Annotated in this window: 16 protein-coding genes; 5 read left to right on the top strand and 11 right to left on the bottom strand. The window is 74.3% G+C overall.

The window, feature by feature from the left end:
• Positions 1-233 precede the first annotated feature (233 nt).
• Together ACFWIC_RS02490 and paaI are read left to right on the top strand one after the other, a co-directional pair.
• Positions 234-1,682: a WGR domain-containing protein gene (locus ACFWIC_RS02490; protein WP_329951945.1), complete on the top strand. Its 1,449-nt coding sequence runs from the start codon at positions 234-236 to the stop codon at positions 1,680-1,682.
• 169 nt (positions 1,683-1,851) lie between these two features.
• On the top strand, positions 1,852-2,298 hold the full coding sequence (paaI, locus tag ACFWIC_RS02485; protein WP_380361811.1) for a hydroxyphenylacetyl-CoA thioesterase PaaI: 447 nt from the start codon (positions 1,852-1,854) through the stop codon (positions 2,296-2,298).
• A 67-nt stretch (positions 2,299-2,365) separates the two neighbouring features.
• Here paaI and ACFWIC_RS02480 read toward each other — a convergent pair whose 3' ends face one another.
• From ACFWIC_RS02480 to ACFWIC_RS02430, 11 genes are all read right to left on the bottom strand, one after another.
• On the bottom strand, positions 2,366-3,622 hold the full coding sequence (locus tag ACFWIC_RS02480) for a phenylacetate--CoA ligase family protein (RefSeq protein ID WP_380361813.1): 1,257 nt from the start codon (positions 3,620-3,622) through the stop codon (positions 2,366-2,368).
• Positions 3,623-3,702: 80 nt separating this feature from the next.
• On the bottom strand, positions 3,703-4,566 hold the full coding sequence (locus ACFWIC_RS02475) for an SDR family NAD(P)-dependent oxidoreductase (protein ID WP_329951947.1): 864 nt from the start codon (positions 4,564-4,566) through the stop codon (positions 3,703-3,705).
• Positions 4,563-5,909 (bottom strand): MFS transporter, encoded by a 1,347-nt coding sequence (locus tag ACFWIC_RS02470; protein WP_329951948.1) that lies wholly within the window; start codon positions 5,907-5,909, stop codon positions 4,563-4,565. The genes ACFWIC_RS02475 and ACFWIC_RS02470 overlap by 4 nt, the downstream gene beginning before the upstream one ends.
• A complete protein-coding gene (locus tag ACFWIC_RS02465; RefSeq protein WP_380515163.1) occupies positions 5,906-7,135 on the bottom strand; it encodes a phenylacetate--CoA ligase family protein in 1,230 nt (409 codons plus the stop codon). Before ACFWIC_RS02465 ends, ACFWIC_RS02470 begins: the two co-directional genes overlap by 4 nt.
• Positions 7,132-8,277 carry a RimK family alpha-L-glutamate ligase gene (locus tag ACFWIC_RS02460; protein ID WP_380515160.1) on the bottom strand — a complete coding sequence of 382 codons (1,146 nt, stop codon included), beginning with the start codon at positions 8,275-8,277 and terminating at the stop codon, positions 7,132-7,134. Before ACFWIC_RS02460 ends, ACFWIC_RS02465 begins: the two co-directional genes overlap by 4 nt.
• A complete protein-coding gene (locus tag ACFWIC_RS02455) occupies positions 8,274-9,701 on the bottom strand; it encodes a KamA family radical SAM protein (RefSeq protein ID WP_380515157.1) in 1,428 nt (475 codons plus the stop codon). Before ACFWIC_RS02455 ends, ACFWIC_RS02460 begins: the two co-directional genes overlap by 4 nt.
• Positions 9,702-9,707: 6 nt before the next feature.
• Positions 9,708-11,441, bottom strand: a complete 1,734-nt coding sequence (locus ACFWIC_RS02450; RefSeq protein WP_380515155.1) for a class I adenylate-forming enzyme family protein — start codon at positions 11,439-11,441, stop codon at positions 9,708-9,710.
• Between the two features lie 327 nt (positions 11,442-11,768).
• The gene (locus ACFWIC_RS02445; RefSeq protein WP_380515152.1) at positions 11,769-13,202 is read right to left on the bottom strand and encodes a flavin monoamine oxidase family protein; all 1,434 of its coding nucleotides are present in this window, start codon (positions 13,200-13,202) and stop codon (positions 11,769-11,771) included.
• Positions 13,199-13,438: a phosphopantetheine-binding protein gene (locus ACFWIC_RS02440; RefSeq protein WP_329878174.1), complete on the bottom strand. Its 240-nt coding sequence runs from the start codon at positions 13,436-13,438 to the stop codon at positions 13,199-13,201. Before ACFWIC_RS02440 ends, ACFWIC_RS02445 begins: the two co-directional genes overlap by 4 nt.
• Positions 13,439-13,659: 221 nt before the next feature.
• Positions 13,660-15,411, bottom strand: a complete 1,752-nt coding sequence (locus ACFWIC_RS02435; RefSeq protein WP_380515149.1) for an AMP-binding protein — start codon at positions 15,409-15,411, stop codon at positions 13,660-13,662.
• A gap of 417 nt (positions 15,412-15,828) precedes the next feature.
• Complete coding sequence (locus ACFWIC_RS02430) at positions 15,829-16,356, bottom strand: cupin domain-containing protein (protein WP_329951954.1); 528 nt, start codon at positions 16,354-16,356, stop codon at positions 15,829-15,831.
• A gap of 121 nt (positions 16,357-16,477) precedes the next feature.
• On the opposite strand from ACFWIC_RS02430, the gene ACFWIC_RS02425 reads away from it, so the two are divergent.
• The 3 genes from ACFWIC_RS02425 to ACFWIC_RS02415 all read left to right on the top strand — a co-directional run bounded on the left by ACFWIC_RS02425 (position 16,478) and on the right by ACFWIC_RS02415 (position 18,900).
• Entirely contained in the window at positions 16,478-17,374 is an 897-nt protein-coding gene (locus ACFWIC_RS02425) for a LysR family transcriptional regulator (protein ID WP_380515146.1), read from the top strand.
• Between the two features lie 150 nt (positions 17,375-17,524).
• On the top strand, positions 17,525-18,088 hold the full coding sequence (locus ACFWIC_RS02420; RefSeq protein ID WP_380361220.1) for an RNA polymerase sigma factor: 564 nt from the start codon (positions 17,525-17,527) through the stop codon (positions 18,086-18,088).
• Positions 18,085-18,900, top strand: coding sequence for a zf-HC2 domain-containing protein (locus ACFWIC_RS02415; protein ID WP_380515143.1), 816 nt, complete (start codon positions 18,085-18,087; stop codon positions 18,898-18,900). Before ACFWIC_RS02420 ends, ACFWIC_RS02415 begins: the two co-directional genes overlap by 4 nt.
• Positions 18,901-18,965: the final 65 nt, after the last annotated feature.

Here is an 18,965-nt window from a genome sequence, read left to right as displayed (position 1 = left end):
CACGGACGCCACACCGATTCCGGTGTCGGACCACCGGATAGCGGACGATGCTGTCAGATCCGTGTACGGAACGGAAGGTCCGTTGGGGCAGGAAGACCGGCCCCTCCGGTCGGGCTGTCGGAGGCGTCCTCTAGGTTCTGGGGTGTCGAGGGGCGGACCGCCGTAGGCCGCCGCACCGACCGCGCGACACCGCGCGGGACCGCGCCACACCGCGCCCGGAAGGGGCCCACGCCATGCCAGCCACCGCCGCCGAGCAGTCGACCTACCTGGAGCTGTCCGAGGACACCGGCAGCGCCCACAAGTTCTACGAGGTCCGGGTCGCGGGGGTGGACGTGACCGTCACCTACGGCCGGATCGGCGAGGGCGGCCAGACCAAGACCACCGCCTACCCGTCGCCGGAGAAGGCCGCGGCGGCCGCCGCCAAGAAGATCGGGGAGAAGGTCCGCAAGGGCTACGCCCCGGCGGTGCGCGGGGTGCGCCAGGCCCGGGCGGTGACGCGGCGGGCGATCGTCAGCTCCCGCTCGACGGCCACTCAGGCGCCGGTGCTGTGGCGGTTCCGCTCCGGCGCGGCCGCGTTCGGCATCTTCGTCGGCGAGGAGCACGCCTGGGTGGGCAACGAGCGCGGCGACGTCTACACGCTGACCCACGACGGCCGGGTGACCGGCCGCTACGGGCTGCCCGACGGGGTCAAGTGCATCGTGGCGGACGACTGGTGGATCTACGCGGGCTGCGACGACGGCAAGGTGTACGACCTCGGCGGCAAGGTGCCGCGGGTGGCGTACGAGATAGCCGAGGACGTCGACATCTACTGGCTGGACATCCACGACGGCGTGCTCGGCGTGGCCGACGCGCGCGGCGGGATCACCACCGTCGACCACGAGGACGAGTTCCAGTGGCGGCGCAAGGCCGAGGGCACCGACGGCTGGATGGTGCGCTGCGACGCGGACGGCGTCTACCACGGGCACTCGCGCGGGGTGGCCCGGTACGCGGCGCGCGGCGGCGAGCCGGTCTGGCACGCCCGCACCGACGGCGCCGTGCTGTTCGGCTGGCAGGAGCCGGACGAGGTGTTCGCCGGGACGTCGCGCGGCTCGGTCCACCGGCTGCGGAAGGCGGACGGCTCCGAGGTCGCCCGCTACCGCTGCGACGCGGCCGTGTTCTCCTGCGCCGCCTCGCCCGACGGCCGGTACGTCTTCGCCGGGGACAACCACTCCTCGGTGTACTGCTTCGCGGCCGACGGCACCCGGCTGTGGAAGCTGGGCACCGGCTGCGGTTCGGCGTACAGCATGCAGTACCGCGACGGCCGGCTGTACCTGGTGACCACGGACGGCTCGCTGGTCTGCCTGGACGCGAGCGAGACGGCGGTGCGCGAGGCGGAGGAGGGCCGGCTGCCGCAGGCCGCCGAGGTGGACGGCGACGGCTGGACGGCCGCGGTGGCCGGGGCCGAGATCGAGGCGGTGACCGCCGGATCGGCGGGCGCGGCCGGCGGCGTCGAGGTGGAGTGCGTGCAGGACGGTGTCCGGCTGCGGGTGCGGGTGGTCTCGGCGGGCTTCGACCCGAGCCGCCGGGTGCAGTTCCCGAAGGACATCCGGGTGCCGGGCGCGCGCTACCTGGTGGCCGAGGTGCTGGAGTCGGGCAACGGTGCGTTCTACCGGGCGCGCGGGGACATCAAGCGTCTGCTCTGACGTGGATTCCGTTCATCCGGCGGACCGTTGACAGCCCGTCGCGGGCCTCGGTGTAATGCGGTGGCCGGGTGTGTGCCGGGTGTGTGCCGGGTGCGCGTCACGAGGGCTGCCACGTGGCTGCGCGGCACACCGACCGCTTCGGGCTCGCCCGGGGGGAAGGCAGGATGTCATGGGTGCGGAGACTGCGGTGGCGGCGGGATCCGTCGGACTGAACTCCCGGATGGCCGCGCTGTACGAGCGGGACCTGACCTGCCGGTCGCTGGGCATCACGCTGGACGAGGTGGCCACCGGGCGGGCGCTGATGCGGATGACGGTGGCCCCGGCCATGGTCAACGGCCACGGGACCGCCCACGGCGGCTACCTCTTCCTGCTCGCCGACGCGGCGTTCTCCTACGCCTGCAACAGCTACGGACCGGTGACGGTGGCGCAGGCCGCGCAGGTGACCTTCCTGGCGCCGGCCGCGGTCGGCGACGAGCTGGTCGCCGAGGCGCTCGAACGGGCCCGGTCCGGGCGCACCGGCGTCTACGACGTGACGGTGCGGACCGCGGCCGGGAAGACCGTCGCGGAGTTCCGCGGCCAGAGCGTGATGCTGGCCGGGAAGCCGCTGACGGGCTGACGGCGCACGGGCCGGCGGCGCACGGGCCGGCCGGGCGGGGGGACCGCCCGGCCGGTCCGGCCGGGCGTCAGGCCGGCGGGCGCTCGTCCACCACCTGCTGGAGCTTGCCGGTGCGCGGGTTGGTGACCAGCTCGGCGCGCGGCACCCACTCGACGGTGAGGTGGTGGATCGCGCCGTCCGCCACGTCGTGCGGGTAGAGCGGGCGGGCCGCGTACACGGCGCCGATGAGCCGCTCGCTCAGCTCGGCCGGGGGGAGCTCCTCGGTGTAGCCGAGCCGGAGGATCAGGCCGTCCCTGCCGTCCCACCGGCGCTGCACCAGCTGGATGCCGGAGATCACCTGGTCCGGGTCGGCGGCGACCAGCACCGCGCGGATCTCCTCGGTCGGCATCGCGACGGTGCCGATCCGGGCGCCCTCGACCGACCGGCCGACCAGCCGGAACCGTCCGCGCTCCGGGTCGACCCACTCGGCACGGTCACCGGTGGGGTAGCGCAGGATCGGCATCAGGGTGCGGAACAGGTTGGTGACCACCACCCGGCCGGGCACCCCCGGGGCGGTGATCGGCTCGCCGGTCACGTCGTCGACCAGCTCGACGACCGTGCGGTTCGGGAACGCCTCGTGCACCCGGACGTCGTCGCCCGGCACCGGCGCGCCGACCAGCCCGGCGTCCACCGAGGCGTAGCCGATCGAGGCGACGGCCGCCTTGGGGAAGGCCCGGGAGAGGATCGGCCGCAGGTCGGCGAAGAGCAGGTCGCCGCCGAAGAGCAGTAGTTCGACGCGCTCGGCGACCTGTCCGTGCTTCACCAGGTACTCGGCGACCGAGCTGAGCTTCATCGGCTCGCCCGCCAGCACGTCGACGCCGAAGTCCTCGATCAGTCCGGCCACGTACGCGTCCGGTGCGGCGCCGACGGGCAGCCGGACGTTGTCCACCGGGGCGTGGTGCAGGGCGTTCTCGATGTAGAGGAAGCCGCCGTAGAGCTCGCCGGCCCAGAACAGGTTGGCGACCCGGTGGCCGGGCTTGAGGCCGGCCTGGACCAGGCCCGCGCCGAAGGCGGTGACGGAGTCGGCGTGCTCGGTGCGCGACCAGGGCGAGAACTTGGGGACGCCGGTGGTGCCGCCGGTCTTGTAGACGCCCGCGTCGAGCAGCGGACCGGTCAGCAGACGGTTCTCCGGCCACGAGTTGGCGGCCCAGAAGGCGGTCTGCTCGATGACGGGGAGCTGCGTGAGGTGCTCGATGCGGTCCGGCAGACCGCGGTACAGCTCCGCGTAGAAGGGGGAGTTCCTCCGGGCGAAGTCGACCAGGTCGGGCAGCGGTTTGGCGGGCACGGTACTTCTCCTGACTGCGGGGGCGGGGGCGGGGGCGGCGGGATCATTGCCGGGGGCCGGGGGCCGGGGCGGGCGGGGCCTCAGTCGGCGCCGGGCCGGCCGATCCACGTGCGGGCGAGGGTCTGGACGGCGGCGCCGTCCCGGTCGGCGAGCTTCTGCGCCAGGTACGCGGCGGCCCAGTCGTTGGTGGGGACGCGGAAGGCGGGGCGCTCGGCGCGCAGGGTCCGCACGACCACCTCGGCGACCTCCCGGGCCGGTTGCCCGGCCGCCTCCCAGCCCTGGCCGCCCACCCAGGCGAGGTAGTCGGCGAAGGTGGGCGCGTACGGGCCGGAGGCGGCCTGGATGGTGGTGCGGTCGATGTCCGGGAAGATCCCGAACCGGGTGTCCGGCACGAAGCCGGGGACGACGACGGAGACCCTCACGCCGTGCGCCCCGGCGACCGGGGCCAGGCTCTCCATGAACCCCTCGACGGCGAACTTGGCCGCGCAGTAGGCCTCGTTGAACGGCTGACCGACCACCCCGTGCACGCTGCCGACGGTGACCAACCGGCCGCCTGACGCGCGCAGCAGCGGCATCGCGGCCCGGCTCACCTCGACGACGCCGAAGAAGTTCACCTCCAGGTTGGCCCGCAGCGCCGCCGTCGTCGACATCTCCAGCGTCGGGTCGGAGTTGGAGACCCCGGCGTTGTTGACCACCGCGTCCAGCCGCCCGTACGTCCCGGCCACGCCGTCGAGGCAGGCGGCGACGGAGGCGGCGTCGGTGACGTCGAGCCGGCGGACGTCCAGGGCGACGCCGGCCCGGCCGGCCGCCTCCGAGAGCTCCCCGGCACGGTCCGGGTCGCGCAGGGTCGCGACCGCGGTGTACCCCGCGCGGGCCGCGGCGACGGCGGTGGCCAGACCGATGCCGGACGAGGTGCCGGTGATCAGCACGACGGGCCCGGTCATGACGCCGTCTCCGTCAGCTCGGGTGCGGCGTCCCCGGTGCCGCCCGCGTCCCCGGTGCCGCCGGTGCCGGCCGCGCCCCCCGCGTCCCCGGTCCGCTTCTTCTCCCGGGCGGCCGCGTCGAGCAACGGCTGGATGCCGAGCGCGGGAAGGAAGGAGCAGGCGGCCAGCAGGGTGCCGCCGGCCATCACCCAGCGTGCCGCGTCCCGGATCCCCAGCGGGTCGGTGAGCGCGGAGACGGCCAGGCCGCCGACCAGCGCGGCCAGCGGGATCACCCCCCAGGTGACGGTCCGGAACGCCGCGTGCATCACGCCCTGGTGCTCGGCGGACATCCGGGCCTGCCGGGTCGGGGCGCTGCACACGTTGATGCAGGACATGAAGAAGCCGTAGCAGCCCATCGTCACGGCGATCACCGGCCCCGGCGGCAGGGCCGGCGCGGCCAGCACGCCGAGCCCGACCAGGCAGTGCAGCAGCAGCGACCACGCCAGGGTCCGGCCCAGGCCGAGCCGCTCGCTGATCCGCGGCGCGACCACGGCGCCGGCCAGCGCGCCGACGGCGCCGACCGACATGGCCGCACCGAAGACACCGACCGAGATGCCCAGCCCCCGGTAGGCGAGGACCGGCAGCACGGTGACGAAGATCGGCCCGCCCGCGTTGAGCGTGACGGCAGCCAGCACCACCCGGCGCAGCACCGGATCCGCCCAGTTCAGCCGGAAGCCGGCCGTCAGCCGCTCCCAGACCGTGCCCTCGACGACCGTCCGGCCGCCCCAGGGCTTCATGGAGCGGAAGCAGGCCGCGGAGACCAGGTAGCTGGCCGCGTCCACCAGCAGGGCGGCCACGCCGAGCGCGCTGTACAGACCGGCCGCGATCGAGGGACCGGCCACCTCGGAGACCGAACTGCTGCCCTCCAGCCGGGAGTAGGCGCGGACCATCTGGTCCTTCTCCACCACGGCGGGGACGGCGATCAGGTAGCCGACGTTGAAGAAGATGGTCGCGCCGCTGATCGCCGCCACGCAGCCGAACAGCAGCGCCGTGGACAGGAAGTCCAGCCAGTACGCCAGCGGGATCACCAGGACCGCCACCAGCCGGACCAGGTCGCAGACGAGCATCGTCCGGCGTTTGTCCCACCGGTCGACCAGCACACCGGCCACCGGCCCGAGCAGCGGGATGCCCAGGTACTGCGCCATCGCCACCACGCCGACCTGGAGCGCGGAGGCGTGCAGCACGAAGATCATCAGGGTGGGGACGACGAAGACGGTGATCCGGTCACCGACCACGCTGACCGTCTGGCCCGCCCAGAAGAGGTTGAAGCCGCGGCCCAGGCCGCCCGGCCGCTGCGGGCTCACGAGCCCTCCCGGACGGCGAAGGTGGCCGTCTTGCCGGTGCGGTCGTTGCTGACCAGCTCGTCGACCGGTCGGACCCGGAAGTTCTCCGGGTCGTGCTGGAAGGCGGTGCTGAGCGTGAACGTCGCGGAGAGGAGCTCGGCGCGCAGCCCCTCGGCGTCCACCGCCGCACCCGGGTCGGTCAGCAGCAGGACGTCCACGCCGGTGGCGCGCCCGCCGTTCTCGGTGATCACGACCTGGGCCCGGGAGACGCCCGGTTCCCGCTCCACCCGGGCGACCAGCTCGTCCACGTGCAGGCCGAGGCCGCGTACCTGGACCACGCTGTCCCGCCGCCCCAGGACCCGCATCGCCCGGCCCGGCCGGCCGCACGGGCACGCGGTCAACTCGCCCGCGTCGCCGGTGCGGTAGCGCAGTACGGGGTTGAGCATCTCCGGGTCGAGCGTGGTGAAGTCGAGCATCCCGTCCGGGCCGGCGTGCACCAGCTGCGCGGGCAGCGGGTGGAAGGTGTCGGCCGGGCAGTCCGGGGTGTTGGTGCCGACCACCCAGGTCTCGGTGGAGCCGAACATGCCCCAGCGGCGGGCGTCCGGTGCGACGGCCGCCATGTCCTCCTCCAGCTGCGGCTGCCAGGCCTCGCCGAGCCAGAGCACCTTGCGCAGGGTGGGCAGCTTGATCCCGGCCGCGCGGGCGTGGGCGAACCAGAGCCGCAGCACGCTCGGCGTGCCGCCGATCGCGGTCACCCGGCGGTCCGCGAGGAAGGCCAGCCAGTCCGGGTACTCCTCCCGGGTGACCGAGCCGAGCGCGATGATCCGGCAGCCGGACAGGTCGGCGAGTCCGGCGGCGAGGAAGTGCGCGCCCCACATCCGCCCGGCGCCCCAGGCGTTGACGAACACGTCCTCGCGGTCGAGCGGCTGCCAGTGCGCGTGGACGCCGGCCATGTAGAAGCCGGTGGGCGCGTAGCCGACCTTGGGGGCGCCGGTCGAGCCGCCGCTCTGGAACAGCCAGGTGGCGCCGGACTCGGAGCGCGGGTCCAGGTGGGCCAGGGCGGTGTTCAGGTCGTCCTTGACCAGCGGGGGCAGCGCGGCCAGCTCGTCCAGGGTGCGGACGCTGCCCGGGCGGTCCGCGTAGCGCGGTGCCAGCGCGGGGACGGTCCGCAGCCGGTCGAGGGTCCGGCCGGCGACGGTCAGGTGCGGCTCGGCCGCCTCGGGCGGCAGGGAGAACGCGTCGGTCATCGGGGGTCCGTTCGGGGGGTCGTGGTCGTGGTCGGCGTCGGCGTCGGCGTAGGCGTCGTGATCAGGGCCGTGGCGTTGGCGAGCCACTTGGCGTGGGCGTCGCGGTAGGCGGTGAACCGGGCGCGCGTGACGTCCCGTTGCAGGGTGCGGCCCGGGTCGGACCAGTCCGGGGCGATCACCCCGTCCGGCTCCAGCTCGGAGAACCAGTACCGCTCGCCGTCGTACAGGAAGTCGACGCAGAAGAACGGGATCTGCAGCTTCTCGGCGAAGTACGCCGTGGCGGCTGCCAGTTCGTCCGGCACCGGTGGGAACTCCATCGCCCCGCCCCGGCTGGCGTTGGCCACCGGCGAGCCGGGCTCCGGGATCCGCTTCATCACCGCGTACGGCTCGCCGCCGACCACGTAGACCCGGTAGTCGACGGTGCCGTCGCCGAGGTACGGCTGGGCGACGAGGGTGGTGTCGCCGCCCTGGGCGAGGCTGGCCAGGCCCCGGATGTCCTCCGGACCGCGGGCCAGGTTGATCCCCCCGCCGCCGCACCAGCCGGCCGGCTTCACGATGGCCGGGTAGGTGAGGCCGCCCAGCGCCACCTCGTACAGGTGCTTGCTGATGTCCCGGCCGGTGCCGATCCGGACCGACGGGATCGCCGGCACGGGGGAGTCGGCGAAGTGCAGGACGGTGGCGACCTTGTCGTTGCCGATCAGCGAGACGTGCGGCGGGAACGGCAGGTAGAAGCCGGCCTGTTCGAGCACCGCGTACAGCGCGTACTGGTTGAAGACGTCCATCGACTGGTAGGGCAGTGAGTAGAGCGCGGTGATGAACAGGGTGTCCTGCGGGGTCACCGGCTCCTCGTCCACGTAGACCAGCGGACGGGCGGGGTCGGAGGCGTCCACGGTCACCGCGTCGGGCGAGTGCCGGCACCAGGTGAGGCCGAGCTCCTCGGCGATCTCCGCGTAGAGGTCCCAGAAGAAGTGGTGCCAGGTCGCGGACATCCGGCTCGACTCGCGGTCGGGGAAGATCCAGCACATCCGGCGCAGCGGGCCGGAGCCGTCCGCGGAACCGGGGGCGTGCGCGGGGCCCGCCGGGTTCTCGGTGTCTGTGGGGTGTGCGGGGTCAGTGGGGTGTGCGGGGCCGGTGGGGTTCACCGTGCTCCTTCCGGGGTCGTCGGGTGCCCGGCGTGCCCGGCCCACCAGCGGCGGCCGGGCTCCGGGAGGGTGTCCACCGGGTCGTAGTACGGGTGGCGCCGGTCGAGCGGGTCGTCGCCGTCCGGGCCGCCGCCCTCGCGGACCTCCAGCTCGGTGCGGTAGTTCTTGGTCCAGTACGAGATGCCGCGCTCGCGGTCGTACCCCACCGCCTGGTGCACCCAGCGCTTGCCGAGGTCCGGCACGTCGCAGACCAGGCGGGGGGTGGCGTAGCCGGGGAGGTAGCCCATGATCGCCTCCTGGAGCCGCTGCGCCTCGTGCACCGAGGTCCGCCAGTGCTCGGCGTTCGGGATCATGTCGCAGAGGTAGAAGTAGTACGGCAGGATGTTCGCCTCGCCCTGGAGGGCGAAGCAGAGGTCCAGCAGGTCGCCGGGGGTGGCGTTGACGCCGCGCATCAGCACGCCCTGGTTGCGGACGTCGCGGACGCCCGCGTCCAGCAGCCCCCGGGCCGCCTCGGCCACCAGCGGGGTCACCGACCGGACGTGGTTGGCGTGGGTGTGGACGGCCAGGTTCACCGCGCGGCGCGCGGCGACGGCGGCCACCCGGGCCACGCCCTCCCGGATCTGCGGCTGGAGCCAGTGCTGGGGCAGTCCCACCACCGCCTTGCTGGCGAGCCGGATGTCGCGGACCGACTCCAGTTCCAGCAGCCGCAGCAGGAACGACTCCAGCTGCGGCCAGGGCACGTTGGCGAGGTCGCCGCCGGAGACCACCACGTCGCGCACGGCCGGGGTGCGCTTGAGGTAGTCGAGCATCTGCTCCTGCCGGTGGGCGGGCCGGAGCACCAGCCGCTTCTTGGCGACCTGGGCCGTGGAGGTGCCGACCAGGTCCATCCGGGTGCAGTGCCCGCAGTACTGCGGGCAGGTGGAGACCAGCTCGGCCAGCACCTTGGTGGGGTAGCGGTGGGTCAGGCCCTCGACCACCCACATCTCGGCCTCGTGCAGCGAGTCGCGCTCGGCCCGGGGATGGCTGGGCCACCGGGGGTGCCGGTCGGAGCGGACGGGCAGCATGTACCGGCGGACCGGGTCGGCGAGGAACGCCTCGGTGAACGCCTCCGGCACGGTCGGGGCGCGCGGGGCCACGGTGTTGAGCATCTGCGGCGGGAGCAGGATCGGCATCGTCGCGAACTCGGCCTGGTCGGCGAGGAGTTCCTCGCAGAACCGGTCGGTCAGCAGGTCGCCGACGACGGCCCGCAGCTGCCGGATGTTCTTCACGCAGTGCGCCCGCTGCCACTGGGCGTCCCGCCACTGGGCCTCGGTGACGTCGCGCCAGCCCGGCAGTCTCCGCCAGTCCGGTTCGACCAGCGGGGTCCGGACGTACTGGTACGGCTGCCCCGTCACGGGGTGTGCGGGGGGTACGGGGCGGTCCATCCGGCACTACCGGCCGGTGAAGAGCGTGGCGAGGCGGGTCCGCAGCTCGCGCTTGAGCACCTTGCCGGTCGGCCCGAGCGGGAACTCCTCGGCGGTGCGCGCGATCCGGACGGCGGCGAGGGCGGACAGTCCGGCCCCGGCCAGCGCCTTGTTGGCGGCCTCCTGGACCTCCTCGGCGCCCACCTGATCGGCTTCGTGCTGCAACTGAACCACTGCGACGGGGAGTTGCCCCTTCCCGGCGCCGCCGGGCACGCCGATCACCGAACAGTCCCGCACCAGCTCGGCGCAGTCGGCCAGCAGTACCTCCTCGATCGGCAGGCTGTAGACCGGCCCCGCCACGGTGTCGACGACGTCCACCGTGCGGTCGAGGTGGTAGAAGGAGCCGTCCGCGTCCCGCCGGGCGACGTCCCCGGTGAGCCAGTAGCCGTTCAGCTCGAAGCTGCCGGTCAGCCTGGCGTTGTTCCAGTAGCCGGGCGTCCGGGACGGCGTGACCACGCCGAGCAGCCCGACCGTGCCGTCCGGGACCTCGGCGCCGTCCTGGTCCAGCACGGCCGCCTTGAGCACCACTTCGAGCGGCTTGCCGACGCACCGGTCGTTGCGCGTGCTCTCCGGCGTCGTCACCTGGCCGAACAGCGCCATGCCCATCTCGGACGATCCCAGGCCGTCGACGAACTGCGAACCGGGCAGGGCGGGTTGCTCGGCCTTCTCGCTCGGCAGCAGCCAGGGCCGGATCAGCCCGGCGGGCCGTTCGCCCAGCCCGACCAGCCGGCGGATGTGCCCGTAGTGCGCGCTGTCGCCGGTGTTGAACCAGGAGTGGACCCGGGCTGCGCCCGCCACCGGCAGCTCCCCGGTGGCGAGTTCGACGAACGTGCGCGGGAAGGAGGCCACCATGGTCGGCAGGAACGCCTCCATCACCGGCTCCACCACCGCGCGCCGCCAGTCGGACATGACGACCGTCGGCAGACCGAGCAGGGTGGCGGTGAGGAAGTAGCTCAGCCCGCCGGCGTGGGTGTGCGGCATCAGCGACATCAGCCGGTCGTACGGCTCGGCGGGGAACCGGACCATCCGCGGCTGCTTGCCGTCCCAGAACTGGCGGTGCGCCAGCATGGTCGACTTGGGCGTGCCGGTGGTGCCGGAGGAGTGGATCAGCCCGACCACGTCGTCCGCCGCGTGCCGGTACGGGTACGCCTCGGGGAGTCCGCCGGACGCGGCGGCGTCGAAGGCCTGGATCTCGGCGGCGAGCGCGAGGAAGCGGGGCCGGCTCCGCGGGTCCTCGCGGTAAGCGGCGGCCAGCCGGGTGGTGTCGTCGGCGACCACGCCGACCACGCCGACGTGGTGGAGGTAGCGGACCATCACGTCGTGCCGCATGGCGTCGTTGACCAGGGCCGGGACGGCGCCCAGCGCGGTGAGCGCGAGGAAGTGCAGCAGCGGCTCCAGACCCTCGCCGACCACCACGGCGACCGGCTCGCCCGGGCGCACGCCGTTGGCGTGGTACCAGGCGGCGTACCGGTCGCGCAGGGCGGCGAGGTCCAGCAGACTGTGGCCGCGCAGCACCACGGCGCCGCGGTGGTCGGTGTGGTGGCTGAACGCGAACGGGACCGCGCGGTTGGGGTTCACCGCGATGGCGTGTTCGAGGAAGTTGCCGGCCCCGAGCTCCGGCTCGGTCATCAGCCGCTCCCGGGCGGCGAGGGGCGCGACGGGGCTCGGGCCGGCGGGCTGGATGGAACTCTGGTCGCTCATGGCGTCTCCTGAGGGGGTGGCCCGCCGCGGTTCTTGTGGAACACACGGGGCGGGCCGACGGGGGGTGGGAGAACTGGTGCTCGGCGGACGGGTTCGTGCGGTGGTGCGGGTCCTGTGCGACGGTGGTGCGTTCGTCCGGTCGTGCTCTCCGCGGCAGGTGGTCCCCTCCGCCGGTGGGGTGGCGCGGCGGTGGTGCGGGGCGCGGCGGTGGTGCGGGGCGGAACGGGGATCGCGGTGGTACGGGGAAGCGCGGCGGTGCGGGGCGGTCCGGGGTGGTGGGGTGGGTACGGGGCGGTGCGGGGTGGTCCGGGTGCGGCGGGCCGCGGCTCAGCGGTGGTCGCCGAGGATCTCCGCGACCACGCGGTGGCCGGAGCGGATCGCCCCCTCCATCAGCCCGAAGAACTCCGTACTGGTCTCGGTGCCGGCCCAGTGCACCCGGCCGTGCGGTGCGGTCAGTGCCGGGCCCTGCCCGAGCCAGTCGCCGGGACCGAACAGTGCGGCGTAACAGCCCCTGCTGTAGGGCTCGTTGACCCAGTCGGTGACATGGAACCCGATCGGCTCCGGGAGCATCGGGAAGAGCCGGGCGGCCTGCGCGACCGCGGTGGCCCGCTGCTGCTCCGGGCTGCGCGCGGCGAACCGGTGCGCCTCGGCGCCGGTCACGAAACCGGTCAGGACCCCGACCCCGTCGGCCGTCGGCGAGTCGTCGACGGTCGAGAGCAGCGGGCCCTCCGCGTTGACCGACCACCCGGAGAGTCCGTGGTCGCGCCAACCGGGCGACGGATAGACCAGGTTGACCTTCACCGCGCAGCCGCGCCCGGTACGCGCGCCGGCCCGGGGTCCGGGCGGGGCGGGCCGGTGGTCGAGGCCGTCGGCCAGCAGCGGGGGGAGCGCGACCACCGCCGCGTCCGCCCGGTGGACGCCCCGCCCGGTGCGGACGGTGACCCCGTCGGCGTCCTGGTGGATCGCCACGGCGGGTTCGCCGAGCCGCAGTCGCGCGCCCGGTCGCTCGGACAGCCGTTCGGCGAGCCGCTCGCACAGCAGGTGGGCGCCGCCCGCGACGCGGTCCTGCTGGGCGCCGCCCTCGAAGGCGTTGAGATAGCGCAGACCGCCGCCCGACCGGAGGTAGAAGGCCATGTGCAGGACGGAGAGTTCGGCCGGGTCGGCGGCCATCATCTCGCCGAGGAAGAGCGGGAAGAAGAGCCGGGCGTCCGGGTGGGTCAGGTGCCGGTCGGCCCACTCGGCCGCGGTGAGGGTGTCCAGGCGCTCGGCGTCGGGGGTGAGCCACGGCGCGTCGGGCCGCACCGCTGCGGTGAGTTCGGCCAGCCGGTCGAAGAGGTCGCCGAGTGCCACGGCGTTGAGGGGTGGGAACCGCCCGTCGCGGGTGGCGTGTTCGGGTCCGCCGAGCGCGAAGCGGCTGGCGCCGAGCATCGTGGTCGGCGTGGTGTCGAGGCCCGACTCCTTGAGCAGGGCGAGGAGTTCGGTGTGCCGGTCGCCCAGGTAGGCGGCGCCGGCGTCGACCCAGGAACCCGGGGCCACCTCGTGGCCGTGGATCCGGCCGCCGACCCGCTCGCGTGCTTCGAGCACGGTGACCTCGACCCCGCGGGACGCGAGCCCGTTCGCGGCGGTCAGGCCGGCGAGGCCGGCGCCGACGACGACGGCGGAGCGGACGCCCGCCGGGCCGGAGCCCTGCGGGGCGTCGTGCTGTCTCCCGGAGTCCTGGGGGGCTTCGTCCTGCCCGGCGGCCGTGTCCCGGCCGCTCATCCGGCTGCCGCGATCAGCTCGGCGAGGCCCTCGGGGGTGGGTGCGAGCACGAAGTCCTCGAAGGACAGCTCGACGCCGTACGTCCGGGCGACCGCGCTCAGTACGCGGGTGGCGATGAGCGAGTCACCGCCGAGGAGGAAGAAGTCCGAGTCCGCGGCGACGTCGGTGGTCTCCAGGACGCGGCGGAAGATCGCCACCACGTCCTCGGCGTCGGCGGAGGTGGTGTCAACGCTCATCGAGGCTCTCCTTTTCATGGACCGGCAGGTGCCGCCTGTCGGCGCACCTGGTGGGGTGTCGGTGAGGGGCCCGGCGAGGGGCCTCGGGACGGGTCCTGCCCGGGGATCTGCCCGGGGCCCGCCCCGCGTGCGGGGTGTGTCCCTGTGCGGGGGTGCGCCTGGTGCCCGCGGTTCTGCGGGCCTGCCCGCAGGCACGTCAGCGCGTCGGCGCGTCGGCGCGCCTAGTGCGGGGAAGGCGTCGCGCGTGCCGCCCGGAGCGGCTGCGCCGGGTACACCGGATGCGGTGGATGCGCCGGGGCGGCCGAGTGGCGGCGGTGGGAGCCCGCCCGGTCGACCTTGCCGCTGGCGGTGAGCACCAGCTCCGGCACGACGGTGATCCGGCTGGGCACGAGGTGGCCTGGCACCCGACTGCTCAGGTAGGCCCGGACGTCGGCGTCCAGCGTCCCCGCCGCCGCTCCGGCGCGCGGCACCAGGTACGCGACCAGGGCGGACCGGCCGGCCACCGTCGCCCCGGCCACCGCCACCGCGCTCACCCCCGGGTGGCCGGCGATGTGCGCCTCGACCTCGGCCGGGTCGACCCGGATGCCGCGCACCTTGATCTCGCCGTCCAGCCGGCCCCGGTGGGTGAGCACGCCGTCCGGCGCGCGGCTCACCCGGTCGCCGGTGCGGAACCAGCGCTCGCCGTCGACGACGGTGAACCGGGCCGCGGTGGCCTCCGGCAGCCCGTGGTAGCCGGCCGCGACGGCCGGGCCGCCGATGACCAACTCACCCTCCGCGCTGATCTGTTCGACGACGTGCGGCAGTGCCCGCCCGATCGGCGCGGGCTCGCCGGCCGTCCAGTCCGGTCCGGACGAGGGTGCTCCTGGTCCGTGCAGGTCGACGGCGTGGGTGATCAGCGTGGTCTCGGTGCAGCCGTAGGTGTTGAGCAGGCGGATCCGCCCGGTGTCGAGGCGGCTCCAGTCGGCGAGCCTGGCCGGGTTGGCCGCCTCGCCGCCGATGACCAGCAGCCGGACCGAGTCGGGCAGGCCGGCCTGCTCCTCGGTGAGGTGGAGGACCAGTTCGTGCCAGAACGCGGTCGGCAGGTCGAGGACGGTGATCCGCTCGCGCCCGACCATCCGCAGGAACCGGGGGAACGATCCCGAGTGCGCCTCGTCGTCGAGGACGAGGGCGGCGCCGGTGGTGAGCGCCGGGAGGATCTCCTCGAAACAGGTGTCCCAGTTCAGCGACGCGAACTGCAGCACCCGGTCGTCGGCCGTGAGGCCGAACAGTCCGCGCAGCGCGTGCACGGTGGCGGAGATCGCCCGGCGGGGCGTCACGACGGGTTTCGGCTGCCCGGTCGAACCCGACGTGAAGAGGAGGTAGGCCGGCTGCTCGGGTTCGGCCGGTCGCCGCCGTTCGGGCTGCGACGGAGCCGGCGGACGCGGGGGACCCGCCGGCTCCGCGGGCTCCGACGGACCGCGCGGATCCGCCTGAGCCGCCTGAGCCGCCTGATCGGCCTGACCCGGCGCGGCTGCGTCGGGTGCGGCTAATCGCGGCAGGTCGACGATCTCCGGCCCGGACGACCCCGACGACCCCGACGACCCCGAGGGCCCGGACGACCCCGACGGCCCGGATCGGGCGTCGGGGCCGGTGACCGGCGCCGCGAGCCCGGTGCGACACCCCACCGCCGACAGCATCGCCTGTTGGCGCTGCGGCGGAAAGGCCGGATCGACCGGGCAGTACACGCCGCCGGCCGCGAGCACACCGAGCAGTCCGACGACCGTCTCCGGCGCATGGACCGCCGGGACGGCGACCACACCGGGCCCGGCCCCCAGCCGGACGGCCAAACTGCTTGCCAACTCGTCGAGTTGGCGATAACTAAGGACGCGTCCGTGGTGGACGATCGCCGGCCGTTCGGGAAATCGCCCGACGGTTTCCGTGAACGCGTCAATCAGGTCGGAAGTGGCCCCGTTGATGTTGCGGTTATTTGTCATGCCCGCCCCAAAGAATGCCGTGCGAGCACTTGTCGGTGCTCGGCGGAGCGGGACTCTACCTTCGAACATGCGTGGCCACAATGCTTGTTGAGGATGTCGCTTCAAGGATGTGTGGTTGACATGTGAACGTGACGCGGTCCACCTGGGCGGGTTGCTGGGGCCCGAGTGGCTTCGAGTGGTAGTCGCCCGGATGCGGGGAGTGTTCGTCGTTTCGGCGATGGAACCCTCCAGTGCGTACACGATCTGAACCGCCCTCCGTTTCGCGAGGGTTGCCCGGCCCGGATTCCTGATGGATCGTCAAAAACATGGTCCGTACAGGAACATGTCGGGCGTTCCGGCCGGTCGTGGCCGGGGGGACGGACCTCCGGCCACGCCGCGGCCGAAGGTCCGGGGAAAATCCGGCACGGGTACTGGATTTCACGGAAGAACGCCGACGGACCGTCGGGCGGGCGGCTGTCGGCGGCGAGCGGTGTCCCAGACCTCGCTCGACCCGAAGTGGACGTCGTACCGGTCCTGCAAGGGCGTCAGCCGGTCGAACGGCTGCCGCCCCCAGGCCGCTTCCGCGAGTTCCCGGAAGTACCCGAAGCGCTCGACCCCCGGCGACGCGACGACCAGGAGGTCGGTCGGGCTGCCGGCCGCCGCCCCGAAGGCGTGCGGCAGCAGCGGCGGTACCGACACCACCCCGCCCGCGGCCACGGTCACCAGGGAGTCGCCGAGCAGGAACTCCGCCACGCCGTCGAGGACGTAGAACAGCTCCCAGGACACCGCGTGGTGGTGCGGCCGGGCGCCGTCGGCCCCGGCGCCTAGCGTCAGCCGGTTGGCGCCGTACGAACCGCCGGTCGCGTCCGCGTCGACCAGCAGGCCGAACGCGCCGCCCGCCGGCAGCGCGAGGCGCTCCGCCTCCTGCGACCGGACGACCAGGGCGCGTGGTTGATCCGCGGTCATGGCTCTCCCCTCTCCCCTCGGGATCACGTGTACGGCACCATTCGACCCGGGGAGCGATCACCGGACCAGAAGCAGTCGGAGCGGGCGGTGATCACCGATCGAGATGAGTGGGGGTCCGCGCATGGAGCTCAGGCAACTGCAGTACTTCGTCGCCGTGGCCGAGGAGGGCGGGTTCGGCCGGGCCGCCGAACGGCTGACCATCGTGCAGTCCGCCGTGAGCCAGCAGGTCCGCCGCCTGGAGCGCGAACTCGGCGTGGTGCTCCTCGACCGGTCCACCCGGGGGACCCGCCTGTCCGCCGCCGGTGAGCGCCTCCTCCCGCAGGCCCGCGCCGCACTCGCCGCCGCCGAGCAGGTCCGGCGCACGGCGGCCGGCATCCGCGCGGGAACCGACGGCGTCCTCCGCCTCGGCGCCGTCCAGACCCCGGGGACCCGCCTGGACGACGCCCTGGCGCGGCTCGCCGACCGCGCACCCGGCCTCCGGGTGCGACTGCGGCAGGGCCCGCCCGCCGAGCGGCTGGAGGCCCTGCGGACGGGCGGGCTGGACGCCGCCCTGTTCCGCGCGGTCACCGCGCACCCGGACCTCGACCTGGTCCCCGTCTGGCACGACCCCCTCCACGTCGCGCTCCCGGCGGACCACCCCCTGGCGGCCGAGGACGAGCTCCGCCTCGACCGGCTCGCCCACCTGCCCCTGCGGCTCGCCGCCCGCGACCGCAACCCCGCCTTCCACGCCCTCGTCACCGACGCCTGCCGCGGAGCCGGCATCGACCCGCCGCCCGGCGAACCCTTCACCACCCTCCGCGAGACCCTCGCCGAGATCGGCTCCGCCACCACCCCCTCCTGGACCGTCTTCTACGAGGTCAACGGCCTCCCCGACCTCCCCCGGGTGGCCGTCCGCCGGCTGGCCGGGCCGATCGTCACCACCTCCCTCGCCCGCCCGGCCGGTCCCCCCGCGCCGGCCCTCCGCCATCTCCTCCACGCCCTCGGCGCGCCCCGCGCAGCCCACGCGCCCCACCCGTGATCCCGGCGGGCACCGCCGGGGCGTTCCCGGGCCGCGGCGGCCGGCGGTCCCGCGCGCCGTCGGCGGACGCCCGTCCGCACCGTCGGCCCGGACGTGACCCGGATCACGTCCGGGAGAAAACCCGCAGGCCCGACGGGGCGTCTAGTAGGTGTGAAACGGGTTGGGGCGGCAGCGCCGCAGGAACTGGACGAGGAACACCTCCTACGACGGGTGGCCCGGGGCGACCGGGCCGCCTTCGAGGAGCTGTATCGGCGCACGTCGCCGTGGCTGGCCGTGCGGTTGAACCGCCGCTGCACGGATCAGCAGATCGTCGCCGAGGTCATGCAGGAGACGTACCTGGCGGTGTGGCGCGCGGCGGGCTCCTTCGCCGGGAGCCGGACCGGAGGGACGGCCGTCGGCTGGCTGTGGACGATCGCGGCCCGCCGCCTCGTCGACGCGTTCCGGCGCAGGGCCCACCACGCGGAGCCCCCGCCCGCCGCGGCCCCGCACCCCGTGGCGCCCGCGGCCGAGGAGGAGGCCCTGGTGGCCACCGTCGGCGGCGACGTCGGGGACGCGCTGCGGCGCCTCGCACCGGAACTCCGGGAGGTACTGCAGGCCATGGTGCTCGACGGGCTGTCCGTCCGGGAGACCGCCGTCGTCCTCGGACTGCCCGAGGGAACGGTCAAGACCCGCGCCCGCCGGGCCCGGATCGCGATGCGGGAGGCACTGGGATGAACGTGGAACACGCGTCGGCACGACTGATCGACGGATACGCGCGCGGCGACACGGACCTCGTCGCGGACGAGGTGTGGGCCCTGGAGGCCCACCTGGAGGGGTGCCGCCCCTGCCGCGACCGGCTGTCGGCCGCCGTCCCGGCCTCCGCGCCCGCCCTGGCGGCGCTGACCGACACCGTCTGGTCCGATCTCGAACACCAGCTGGCGACGACCGCCCCGTCGGCCCCGCGCCGGCGCCGGGCGCGGCTGTCGGCCTGGACGACGCCCGCCATGACGCCGTGGCTGGCCATGGTCGTGGCCGTGACGCTGCTCGCCCTGCTGCTGGACCTGGCGGGCCCCGGCTCAGGGCAGGTGTCCCTGATGCTGCTGCTCGCCCCCGTCCTGCCCGTGTGCGGCGTCGCGGCCTCGTGGTCGCGCGGTCTCGACCCGGCGTACGAGCTGACGGCCTCCACCCCGAGGGCGGGGCTGCAACTGGTGCTGCGGCGCACCGCCTCCGTGCTCGTCGTGGTGATCCCCGCGCTGCTGGCGGGCGGATGGGTGACGGGGGTGACGGCCGCCCAGTGGCTCCTGCCCTGCCTGGCCTTCACCTCGATGACCCTGGCGCTCGGCGGGATGATCGGGGTGACCCGCGCCGCCGTCGTCCTGGTGGCCGCCTGGGCCGCGGTCGTGGTGGCACCGACCCTGGCCACCAGCCGGACGGCCTTCGCCCTGCGGACGGACGGCCTGCCCGTGTGGGGGCTGATCCTCCTGCTGGGCGTCGGCGTCGTCCTCGCCCGCAGGGGCGCCTACACCGTGCTGGGCGCCCACCGGTGAACGTTCGCGAGACGCCCCGCCCCCGAGCCACCCCCCACCCCCGAGCCACCCCGCACCCCCGAGAG

Source organism: Kitasatospora sp. NPDC127035 (assembly GCF_042726075.1).
Taxonomy (GTDB): Bacteria; Actinomycetota; Actinomycetes; order Streptomycetales; family Streptomycetaceae; genus Kitasatospora.
The sequence above is the reverse complement of the archived record's forward strand: the minus strand, read 5'-3'. Positions and strand labels throughout refer to the sequence as shown.